Origin of the sequence: Micromonospora sp. NPDC049580, assembly GCF_040675595.1 — a bacterium.
In the GTDB taxonomy this organism is placed as follows: domain Bacteria; phylum Actinomycetota; class Actinomycetes; order Mycobacteriales; family Micromonosporaceae; genus Micromonospora.
In genome coordinates this window covers 1-2,932 of record NZ_JBFAPG010000633.1, presented here as the reverse complement: position 1 = coordinate 2,932, position 2,932 = coordinate 1, and the positions used below count along the sequence as shown (strand labels likewise).

Below are 2,932 nucleotides of genomic sequence, written 5' to 3'. Positions count from 1 at the left end.
CCATCGTGGTGGCCACCGCCGTGCGTAACTCCTGGGTTTCCCTGAAACGGTCTGCGCGGGCTCAGGGCAGTCGCGTCAGGCCGGCGCCGGACAGCAGGTGCACGGTGCCGGGCGGGGTCGGGTCGCCGCCGAGCCGCAGGAAGGCCGCACCCGCCGCCTCCGGCGTCAGCACCGGGCGCATGGGCTCGACGAACGTCTCGGGCGGGACGCCGGCGCGCTCGGCGTACGCGTCGACCGCCGCCCGGCCGAGGCCGGTTTCCGGAGTGAGCTGCGGCAGCACCGTGTGGAACGTGATGTCCAGCCCGGCACGTGCGGCCTCCTGGGCCGCGTAGTCGGCGAGGAAGCGTACTGTCGCTTTGCCTCCGGCGTAGCCGCCGCTGAGCACGGAGCCCTTCAGCGCGGCGCCGCTGCTGGTCACGATGACCCGGCTGCCGGGCGCCAGGGGCTGCCGCAACACCTGACGCAGCCAGAGGAACGCGATGCGCACGTCGGTGTTCCAGGGGGTGGAGAACGACTCCCAGGTCTGCTCCGTCAGCGGACGCAGCACGGGTGCGGCGCCGGCTACCAGGGCGAGGACGTCCGGCGGGTTCCGGCGGAGGACGTCGAGGCTGGCCGGGTCGGTGGCGTCCGCGTCGACCAGGCTCAGGTTGCCGTGCGCGTCGGCCAGGGCGGCCAGCGGTGCGGTGTCCCGCGACAGGGCGGTCACCGTCGCGCCAGCCGCCAGGAACGCCTCGGTCACCCCACGGCCGAGGCCACGGCTCGCGCCGACCACGAGCACCTTCCGATCGGACCAGTAACTCATCTCGTCCACCATTCGTGATGCCGTCGGTCAATTGGTCACCGTAAAGCTACGATCCTGGTCGAGCCCGATCTTCTTTCAGAATGCGCGGTTCCGCACGACGCTCTGATGTGTCTTTTCCGGCCGACGCCCAGGGGTTAACGTGACTTCCTGAATTCCCGGCAACGACCTTCAGCGCTTCATGCAGCCGCCCGTTTGCGCCATCCGCTTCCCCGCGGGGGCACGATGGGGCCGTACCAGGAGGAGACCCCGTGCAGACAACCGAGACGTCACACCGAACCGATCTGACGAAGAGGGCGGCCGACATTGTCCCGGTGCTCCGGAAGAATTCGTTGTGGCAGGAGGAGAACCGCCGGCTCGCCGACGAGAGTGTCGAGGCCATGACGGCTGCCGGAATCTTCCGCATGCGTACCGCGGCGCGCTTCGGCGGGTACGAGGTGGACGCCCACACACTGCTGGACGTCGGCATCGAGCTGGGTCGCGGCGACGGCGCCGCGGCGTTCGACGTCGCCGCCTGGTGGATCACCTCGTGGAACGTCGGCCTGTTCCCGGACGAGGTGCAGGACGAGATCTTCGCGGACCCGGACGCCCGGATCAGTGGGACGCTGGCGCTCAACGGCACCGGAGTCCCCAAGGACGGCGGCATCGTGGTCAACGGTGAGTGGGCGTTCAACAGTGGCGCCGCGCACAGCGGGTGGAAGCTGCTCTCCACCCTGCTCATCCCGTCCGAGGGCGAGCCCGAGCCGGTGATGGCAGTGGTGCCGATGAGCGCGCTGCGCATCGTGGACGACTGGCACGTGTCCGCGCTCTCCGGGACCGGCAGCGTCAGGGCCGTCGCGGAGGATGTCTTCGTGCCCGGCGCCAACGTCATGCGGATCGCCGCGTTCACCGCCGGCGAGTACGCGTCCGAGCGCAACCGGGACCTGCCGATGTTCCAGTCGCCACTGGTCGCGGCGGTGGCGGCGTCGACCTCCGGCAAGATGATCGGCATGGCGCGTGCTGCCGAGGAGCAGTTCTATGCCCGGATCAACGAACGGCCCATCTCCAACACCAACTACGAGCGCCAGGCGGACGCGCCGATCACGCACCTGCAGGCGGCCGACGCCGCCCTCAAGATCGACGAGGCCGAGGGGCACGCGCGCAGGCTCGCCACGTTGGTGGACGAGCGCGGTCTGACGCGGGAGCCGTGGACGGTCCGCGACCGCGCGTACGCCAGGGCCGTGGCGGGTCGTGTGCCGCAGCTGACCGCCGAGGCGGTCGACATCCTGGCCGGCGCGTGTGGCGCATCGTCGATCTACACGCGGGAGCCGATCCAGCGGATCCGGCGCGACGTCCGCGCGGTCACCCTGCACGCTCTGCATCTGCCGACGACCACGATGGAGCTCTACGGCCGGGTGCTGTGCGGCCTGGAGCCCAACACGTTCTTCATCTGATCGGTCCACCAGCTCGCGGATGTCCACCGATACGTCGGTGGGCATCCGCGCGCGCGTACACGGATGCGTCCGGCGACCCGGTCCGAGCCGGCACCGACTTCCATCGCTGGCGGGACCAGGCGGCCGGCACTTCTCGGACGTTGCGCCCTGTCGGCCCGGCGCACGCTGGAAGACGCCAGGACGGCGCGGATCCGGCCACGATGGTCATCAGTTGCCATCGATCGACGACCGACGGAAGTGGGTAGCAGATGACCACCAACACACAAGCTCCGGTCCTGGACGGATCGGACCAGGCGGCGATCGGCGCCGTGTCGGCCCGGATGGTGAAGGCCTGGGCGGCCCATGACGCCGACGCCTTCGCCGACCTGTTCGCCGAGGACGGCACGCTCATCCTGCCGGGCGTGTACGTGAAGGGCCGCACGGCCATTCGCGACTACATGGCGGATGCCTACCAGGGCGTGTACGCCGGCACGACCGTCACCGGGAAGCCGATCGACGTCAAGCCCCTCGGGCCCGGCGCGGTCGCGTTGTTGACCGTCGGCGGGGTGATCGCGGCCGGGAGCACCGACCTGGCCTCCGCGGACGCCATCCGGGCCTCGTGGATCCTCGTCAAGCGGGACGACGCCTGGGTGCTCTCGGTCTACCAGAACTGCCCGCGTGACCCAGCCTGAGTAGCACGTTCTGAGGGCCGGCCAGCTGG

The 2,932-nt window shown here is 70.3% G+C and carries 3 protein-coding genes; 2 read left to right on the top strand and 1 reads right to left on the bottom strand.

Going from position 1 to position 2,932, the window contains the following annotated elements; genetic code table 11:
* Window positions 1-61 precede the first annotated feature (61 nt).
* Window positions 62-802, bottom strand: a complete 741-nt coding sequence (locus AB0J68_RS30265; RefSeq protein WP_363942074.1) for an SDR family oxidoreductase — start codon at window positions 800-802, stop codon at window positions 62-64.
* Window positions 803-1,050: 248 nt separating this feature from the next.
* On the opposite strand from AB0J68_RS30265, the gene AB0J68_RS30260 reads away from it, so the two are divergent.
* Both AB0J68_RS30260 and AB0J68_RS30255 read left to right on the top strand, forming a co-directional pair.
* Window positions 1,051-2,232 carry an acyl-CoA dehydrogenase gene (locus AB0J68_RS30260; RefSeq protein WP_355068977.1) on the top strand — a complete coding sequence of 394 codons (1,182 nt, stop codon included), beginning with the start codon at window positions 1,051-1,053 and terminating at the stop codon, window positions 2,230-2,232.
* A 248-nt stretch (window positions 2,233-2,480) separates the two neighbouring features.
* Window positions 2,481-2,903, top strand: a complete 423-nt coding sequence (locus tag AB0J68_RS30255; protein ID WP_354856220.1) for an SgcJ/EcaC family oxidoreductase — start codon at window positions 2,481-2,483, stop codon at window positions 2,901-2,903.
* Window positions 2,904-2,932 lie beyond the last annotated feature (29 nt).

Coding starts and splice junctions, on each gene's coding strand:
- AB0J68_RS30265 (WP_363942074.1), bottom strand. CDS start 802: ATGAGTTACTGGTCCGATCGGAAGGTGCTCGTGGTCGGCGCGAGCCGT.
- AB0J68_RS30255 (WP_354856220.1), top strand. CDS start 2,481: ATGACCACCAACACACAAGCTCCGGTCCTGGACGGATCGGACCAGGCG.